Origin of the sequence: Myxococcus sp. CA033, assembly GCF_013336625.1 — a bacterium.
Classification (GTDB): domain Bacteria; phylum Myxococcota; class Myxococcia; order Myxococcales; family Myxococcaceae; genus Myxococcus; species Myxococcus llanfairpwllgwyngyllgogerychwyrndrobwllllantysiliogogogochensis.
The window spans coordinates 136974-144137 of the sequence record NZ_JABUMU010000030.1; the positions used below are offsets into that span (position 1 = coordinate 136974).

The 7164-nt window shown below is 66.3% G+C and carries 9 protein-coding genes; 7 read left to right on the forward strand and 2 right to left on the reverse strand.

Annotation, left to right across the window (positions count from 1 at the left end):
* Positions 1-458: 458 nt before the first annotated feature.
* The 3 genes from HUA78_RS40970 (at position 459) to HUA78_RS40980 (ending at position 2944) form a co-directional block, all read left to right on the forward strand.
* A complete protein-coding gene (locus HUA78_RS40970; protein WP_174478679.1) occupies positions 459-1571 on the forward strand; it encodes a 3-oxoacyl-ACP synthase III family protein in 1113 nt (370 codons plus the stop codon).
* Positions 1572-1610: 39 nt separating this feature from the next.
* Positions 1611-2228 (forward strand): DUF2378 family protein, encoded by a 618-nt coding sequence (locus HUA78_RS40975; protein ID WP_141647656.1) that lies wholly within the window; start codon positions 1611-1613, stop codon positions 2226-2228.
* A 131-nt stretch (positions 2229-2359) separates the two neighbouring features.
* On the forward strand, positions 2360-2944 hold the full coding sequence (locus tag HUA78_RS40980) for a hypothetical protein (protein WP_254614891.1): 585 nt from the start codon (positions 2360-2362) through the stop codon (positions 2942-2944).
* A gap of 70 nt (positions 2945-3014) precedes the next feature.
* Here HUA78_RS40980 and HUA78_RS40985 read toward each other — a convergent pair whose 3' ends face one another.
* Positions 3015-3665 carry a hypothetical protein gene (locus HUA78_RS40985; protein WP_254624173.1) on the reverse strand — a complete coding sequence of 217 codons (651 nt, stop codon included), beginning with the start codon at positions 3663-3665 and terminating at the stop codon, positions 3015-3017.
* Between the two features lie 107 nt (positions 3666-3772).
* On the opposite strand from HUA78_RS40985, the gene HUA78_RS40990 reads away from it, so the two are divergent.
* Positions 3773-4231, forward strand: a complete 459-nt coding sequence (locus HUA78_RS40990) for a MarR family winged helix-turn-helix transcriptional regulator (RefSeq protein ID WP_141647655.1) — start codon at positions 3773-3775, stop codon at positions 4229-4231.
* Positions 4228-4683: a hypothetical protein gene (locus HUA78_RS40995; protein ID WP_174464308.1), complete on the forward strand. Its 456-nt coding sequence runs from the start codon at positions 4228-4230 to the stop codon at positions 4681-4683. The genes HUA78_RS40990 and HUA78_RS40995 overlap by 4 nt, the downstream gene beginning before the upstream one ends.
* Positions 4684-4687: 4 nt before the next feature.
* Here the strand turns inward: HUA78_RS40995 and HUA78_RS41000 are convergent, their stop codons facing one another.
* Entirely contained in the window at positions 4688-5170 is a 483-nt protein-coding gene (locus HUA78_RS41000; protein WP_141647653.1) for a nuclear transport factor 2 family protein, read from the reverse strand.
* 142 nt (positions 5171-5312) lie between these two features.
* Here HUA78_RS41000 and def point away from each other — a divergent pair, with 142 nt between their 5' ends.
* On the forward strand, positions 5313-5822 hold the full coding sequence (gene def / locus HUA78_RS41005; protein WP_141647652.1) for a peptide deformylase: 510 nt from the start codon (positions 5313-5315) through the stop codon (positions 5820-5822).
* 17 nt (positions 5823-5839) lie between these two features.
* Positions 5840-6541 (forward strand): sterol desaturase family protein, encoded by a 702-nt coding sequence (locus tag HUA78_RS41010; protein WP_174478680.1) that lies wholly within the window; start codon positions 5840-5842, stop codon positions 6539-6541.
* Positions 6542-7164 lie beyond the last annotated feature (623 nt).

Here is a 7164-nt window from a genome sequence, read left to right on the forward strand (position 1 = left end):
GGAGACTGGCATGGGCCTGCCTGCGCCGGGAAGCACCCGACCTCCTGGATGCGGACGGCTTCCGGCTCGGTCTGGAAATCAGGAGACCTCCACGCGCGTAGCAGTGGGGTGGGTCCAGGATGTCTCGGCACTCAGAGTACGCAATCACTTGCAATACAGGGGTTTCCCTGAGGTCACCGCTCGCTTTGAGTGGAGCATCCGCGCACGGAAAGTAAATGTATCGCCGGGCTTGCTTCGGATTTGGTGCGAAACGCTTCATTTTTGAAGCACGGGCCTCCTCTCAGTAAATCCGTGGGATTGCTGAGTCGGATGTGCGCAAGAAGCTTCAAGACTGAAGCTGCTTCCGACGCGGTGCACCGTCATTTCAAGGGCTTCGTTTCTGGCGTGAATCCTGCTCGACAGAACAGGCCAGGGAATCCCTCCCATCCGGCGTGGCGGTGAAAAGACGAGGCCATGAAATGACACCCAATGTCTGTGTCGTCGGAGCCGGGGCTTTCGTTCCATCGCGTCGGGTGAGCAATGCGCGCATCGCCCGGGCCATCCCTGGGTGGCCCGCGGAGCGCATCGAGGAGAAGCTGGGCATTCGTGAGCGGCGCTTCCTCTGGGACATCGACGAGGCGACGGGACGCGCGGTGCCTCCTCCGGAGGATGACGGCCACATCTACCCCGCGACGAACACGGACATGTGCGAGGTGGCGCTGCGCAAGGCGCTGACGGGCGCGGGCGTGGAGGCGGGGGAGCTGGACGCGCTCTTCGTCGTCACGTGTACGCCGGACGCGCCGCACTTCAACCATGACGCCATGCAGCTGCACCACCGGCTGGGGCTGCGTGAGGACGCCTTCGCGTTGGTGGTGGATGACGGGTGTGGTGGCACGACGTACGTGTTGGACCTGGTGAAGAAGATGATGGACGGGGGCCGCTTCCGCACGGTGGCGGTGGTGGCCTCGGCCTTCACGTCGCCGCTGGTGAACCGGGAGGTGTACCTGGACGAGCTGCCTCCGGGGCCGGGTCGGGCCAAGACGCTCCAGGGCTACCTCTCCATGTACGTGTTCGGGGACGGGGCGGGCGCGGTGGTGCTCCAGACGAAGCAGGACGCGCCGGCGGGGGCGGGCATCCTCGCCTCCTTCTCGGGCAACGCGCATGGGGACCTGGTCATCCGCAAGGGGGGCGGGGTGTTGAAGCTTCCCTACCAGCCAGGGCGGTCGCGTCCGGCGGACATGGCCTTCGTGGTGGATGGGTTTCGCGTGGCGCGCAGCTATCCGGAGTACATGCAGAAGTGCCTGGACACGGTGTTGAATCCCAGACCCGAGCTGAAGGGTGAGGTGAAGCGGTACTACTTTCACCAACCCAACAAGCGGGTGATGGATGCCTTCGTGACGCGCGCGGGGCTTTCGCCCGAGACTGTCGCTTGCAATGTTGACTTGTATGGAAATACGTCGGCGGCGGGGATGCTCATCCTGCTGGCGGAGGACCTGGAGGCGGGTCGCGTTCGACTGGGTGCGGGGGACATTGTGTTGGTGGCGGCCGTTGGAGCGAATATCCACTACGGCGCGCAGTTGATTCGGCTGTAAACTTCGAGTGCCTCCTTCCCCCCGTGGAGACACCGTTTGATGACAGACATGAAGCAGAAGTCGGACGTGCTCGAGCCCCACCTCGCGCGCGAGCTGGAGGAGCGAGTCTCGTTGGCGACGCGCGAAGACACCGCGCGCGGATTGTTTTTCAATGGCGTGCTTGGCGCGGTGAAGGTGCTTGGTGGCGAAAGCGCGGTACAGCAGTGCCTCGCCGTCGCGGGAGAAAAGAAGTACGTCGATTTCTTCAACTACCCGGTGGCGGCGTTCCTGCGGCTGTCTTTCACGGCGGCGCAGGTGATGGGGCCACAGCTGGGTGGGTTCGACCCGGCGTTGCGGAGGATGGGCGTGCAGGCGACGTCGGACTTCCTGTCCTCGGCGGCGGGCAAGACGCTGCTGTTATTGGCCGGGAACAGCCCGAAGCGGATGCTGGGCAACCTGCACTCGGGCTATCGAGCGGCGGTGAGCTACGGTGAGCGCGGCGTGACGTGGACGAGCGATACGAGTGGCGTCTTCACGATGAAGCGCGACTTCATGACGCCGGCCTATCACGAGGGTGTGCTCCAGGCGGTCATCGAGGCGATGGGCGGAACGCAGGTGCACGTGAGCGGCAAGAAGACGGGGCCGCTCGACGCCGAGTACACGCTGTCCTGGCAGTAGCAGCGGCCTCCAGGCGCGCGCGGTACGGAGGGGCCGTGCGCGCCAGGGGCTCATGGGCCAACGGGCAGAAGCTGTCGGCGGGCAGGGCCCCGGATGCGTGCGGGCTCCAGGACTCTCAAGAGGAGGAACCTATGTCGCGGTGGCACGGTGGTGCGGTGGTGCTGGGTGCGTGGGTGATGCTGGCGGGAGTCCCCGAGGCGCGAGCGGCGGAGGAGGTCTACCAGTTCCGCACGCAGGAGGACCCGACGAAGCCCCCGGACGCGGCGGTGTGCGCGGCGGCGCCGTTCGAGACGACGGTGAAGCTGGGCGCGAGCATCTACGTGCCGAAGAGCCGCGAGCGCGACGGCAAGTGGGTGAGCCGGGGCGAGAAGAGCGTGGGGTCGGCGACGGCGTGCCTGCGAATCACCGACACGCGCTTTCCGGCGGGGCAGCAGATACCGGCGCACATGCGTTTCAATCTGCCGGAAGGGAGCTTCACGGCCTCTGGGACGTGCACGCTGGTGAGCAACGACGTGCCGGTGGCGGGGCTCGTGCTGGCGGGGTGTGCGCTGAAGCTGGTGGAGATGCCGAGCGGCTACGCGGGCGGCACGGTGTCGAGCACCAGTGTGTTCAACCCCGGGAAGCTGCCTGGCTATGCGACGGGCTCGAACTACACGCTCTACGTGTACCGGGCCGAGCCGTCGAAGGAAGCTGGCGCTAAGGCCCCCGCGCCCTGAGCCGCCCGCGCCCTCGCGTGCGTCGAGAGTGCCGGGTTGAGCCCCATGAGAGGCAAGGGTCCACCCTTCGTCACAGTCGGACGGGGGTGTACCAGGGCTCTCGGCGGCGCGAGGCGGCGGTGCGGACCGGGTCGGGTGGCTGGGGGACGCTGGTGTAGTGGAGGCGATAGCCGCGCGGCAGCGTCTTCCAGTACGTCACGTTCCAGGGAGTGAGCGCCTCGCCGCGCTTCGACTCGGGAACGGGGCGGTTTCCATCGCCGAGCTCCTCGTGGAAGCGAAACTCCGCCTCGGCGATGTCGAGACTCACGGCTTCGATGACCCACGACTCCGGGGCGTCGTTGGCGCTGGGCTCCTCGCCGGCGTTGACGTAGCGGCTCCAGTCGGGCCGGGCCTGGGTCTCCCAGAGCGCACCTCCCGAGGGCGTGAGTTCATAGACCTGGATGGAGCGGGGACGGGGCTGGAGGATGGCCTGGGAAATCGCCTCGGGGGTGAAGAGCTCCTCCATGCCGTCCGGGTGTTCGTGGATGCGGATGAGGTCCCGCTCGGCGAGTCCGGCCAGGCGCTCGCACAGCTCCTCGTGGGAGAAGCGAGGGTCATCGCGCATGTTGAGTGAGCCCGCGGGGTCCGGCGACACGAGCAGCTGAAGGGGCGTCGGCAGCTCCAGGGCTGCCTCCAGGAGCCAGAGGTCCAGGAGGTCCACGGGCGCGTTCTCGGGGAGCATTCCTGGAGGATAGAGCATCGGGTGGGGGGCTGGGCACGGGTTGGCTGTCGGACGATTCATTTCGTTTTCGGAGATTCCGAAAACGGAGCGGTTGTTAGAGAAGCGCCATGAAGAGGCTCCGATTCGTCCTGGAAGTGCACCGGGCCACCCACCGCATCGGCCTGTTCCTGGAGGCGGTCGAGCCTCCCTTGGGGCTCTCGCAGGGGGAGGCCCACCTCTTGGCGTACTTGTTGGAAGCGGGGGACACCTCGCTGAGCGAGCTGCACGCGGCCTTCGCGCACAAGCGATCCACACTGACCAGCTACATGGACCGGTTGGAAGCGAAGCGTCTGGTGAAGCGGGAGGCGAGGCCCGAGGACCGTCGCTCGTTCCAGGTATTGCTGACGGGAGCGGGCCGGGCGTTGGCCACGCGGGTCCACCGCCGGCTGGAAGTCCTGGAGGCCGCGGTGCTGGAGCGGCTGGGCGACGAGGATGTGGAGGGCCTGACGACGGGGCTTGAGGCGCTCGCCGAGGTGGACCATGTGGCCCGCCCGGAGCGCAAGTCGAAGCCGAAGGTGAAACCGTGAGCGTGGAAGGAGGTGACCTGGGGGACGCGGACTTTCTCGCGGCGGTGGAGGCGGCCACCTATCCGGGAGAGCGGTTCCGTCACCGGGAGCACCTGCGGCTGGCCTGGCTGTGCCTGCGCGCGGAAGGCTTCGAGGCGGGACTGGCGCGGCTGCGCGACCTCATCCGCCGCTACGCCACAACGCTCGGGGCGGCGGGCAAGTATCACGAGACGCTGACCCGGGGCTGGGCGGAGCTCGTCCAGGGGGCGATGGAGGCGTCACCCGGGAGCGCGTCCCTGGAGGCACTGTTGGAGACGACCCCGGAGCTGGCCGACGCGAAGCTGTTGGCGAGGCACTACCAGAAGGAGACGCTGGACTCGGCCGAGGCACGAGCTTCCTGGGTGGCACCTGACGTGAAACCGCTGCGAGCAGGAGCCGCCGTTCGAGGAATGGGAGGGAGCGCGCTCCGGTAGAGGGTCAGGGGCCCGTGAGGTTGTGGTCGCGCATGTACTTGTCCAGGGTGCGTCGGGCCTGGGTGCGGACCTTGTTCCGGAGGAAGGGCGTCCAGCCGAGGACGAGCCCCGTGGGCCCGAGTGCCTGACGAGACCAGGTCCAGAAGTCGAAGCGGTCTTGGTGGCGGACAATCTTCCCGTCGCGGAACTCGAACTCCGCGTCGATGCGGTTGAGGACTTTCCGGCCGGTGGTGGCGAAGGTGTAGAGGGCATCCCAGTGGGCGCGACCGGTGCGGTCATCGGCCTGGACGTCGCGGTAGGTGACCTGCAGGTCCTTGCCGCGCTCGCAGAGCATGGTCCACATGGCGGTGGTGCTCCCGTGGCGCAGGCCAATGAAGACGGAGTCGGAGAACTCCACGTCCGGGTGGTAGCAGGCGTTCATGGCCTTCGAGTCACGGCGCTGGAACGCCGAGTAGAAGTCGACGATGAGCTGGGAGTGCGGATTCATGCGGGAAGGTCTACCAGACCTGTGCTCGCCCATGCTGGGGCGTCCCGGGAGTTTTCGGGAGGGGACGGCCGAGGTGGCGAAGACCTCCTCTGGAGCCTTCCGGCGTGGCACCGGGTGGGGGGCACATGGCAAATTGCGCCCCATGGCTCGCGACATCGTCATCTGGCCGCACAAGGTCCTCACCTCGCCCACGAAGCCCGTGACGGACTTCGGTCCCTCGCTCCAGACGCTCCTGGAGGAGATGGCCGAATCCATGAAGGAAGCCGAAGGCATCGGCATCGCCGCCAATCAGGTGGGCGTGTCGCTGCGCGTGGCCCTGGTGGGGCGTGAGGACGGGACGTCCTTCGAAATCGTCAACCCACAAATCCTGGAGCGGAAGGAGAACGTCACGTTGGAGGAGGGCTGCCTCTCCGTCCCGCGTGAGTGGGAGAAGTGCCCGCGGTTCCACCGGGTCAAGGTCCGCTACCAGGACAGGACGGGGGAGTGGCACGAGGTGGAGGCGGAAGGGCGCCTGGCGCACGTCCTCCAGCACGAAATCGACCACCTGGATGGCCACGTCTTCGTGGACCACCTCTCCGGGCTGAAGCGCACGCTCATCCTGGACAAGATGAAGAAGCTTCAGAAGACGAAGGCTCGGCAGAAGGACAGCTGAGCGGCTCGGGAGGGAACGTGGCGCCTGGCACCATTCCCGAGCGGGTGACGGCCTTCCGCGAGAAGTACCGCGGTGAGCATGTCGGTCCCCGCTACTCTGGCCGGGCGCACTTCGCCTTCACGAGTCTGGGCTCGCTGGGCGTCATCCTCCTGGCGCTCTCTCGAGTAGAGGCGGTGCGTCCCTGGGAGTGGCTGACGGTTCCCGGGGTCTTCCTGCTGGGGAACGTGGTGGAGTTCCTGGGGCACCGGGGTCCCATGCACCACAAGAGGAGGGGGTTGGGGCTGCTCTTCCAGCGGCATACCGAGCAACACCACCGCTTCTTCACCCACGACGCCCTGGCCTACGAGTCCTCCCGGGATGTGAAGATGGTGCTCTTCCCGCCGGTGCTGCTCCTCTTCTTCCTGGGAGCTGTCGCCGCGCCGCTGGGAGTGCTCACCTTCCTGGTGTCGACGCGGAACGTGGGCTGGCTCTTCGTGGCGTCGACGGTGGGCTACTACCTCTCTTACGAGTGGCTCCACTTCTGCCACCACCTGCCGCCCGAGCACCGACTGGCCCGACTCCGGCCGCTGGGCTGGCTTCGCAGGCACCACCAGGCGCACCACGACCCCTCGAAGATGGGTCGCTGGAACTTCAACATCACCGTTCCGCTCTCGGACTGGTTGTTCGGGACGCTGGCCTCGCCCCCAACGTCGGAGGACGGGCGGAGGGCCGACCCCTGATGCCGAGGAAGCCTTCCTGGGGCGTCGGGGGTTCACGAAATGCGGTTCGGTGGATAAATCCTGCGGACCGATCATCCGGTATTTGACGGACGACAGGTGACGAGGTACTAACTGGACCCCTGCTCGACGCCTTGGTGCCCCGGCACCTGACGGCGAACGGACGGGGGAAGTAAATGGTCGACGAAGGTTGTTGACCTGGGACGCGGCGGTGATAAAAGCCGCGCCCCCTGGCCGAAACGGTGATCGCGGTAACCCACCGGGGCGGACGCAGGAAAAAAGACGGAGCCAACCAAATAGGTTGATCCGGGGCGCGGTGGTGATAGAAGCCGCGCCCTCCCGAAAGAAGCAGCGGAAGCCACTGGGCGGCGCTGAGGACTTCGGGAAGCAGCAGAGAAGAAAAGCGAAACTGGGTGGTTGACAGGGAGCGCGAAGATGAAATAGAAGAGGCGCCCCGCTGACGCCGGAAAGAAGTAGAAGGCGGCAGCAAGGTAGCAGGAAGTCGCGGATGAAACAAGCGGCTCGGTCTTTGAAAACCAAATAGCAAGCCCAAGAAGAAGAGAAGGATTGCGGAAACCGCAGTCAATCTTTGAGAAGGCACCAGCAAGGGAGCGCTGAGAAGCGCA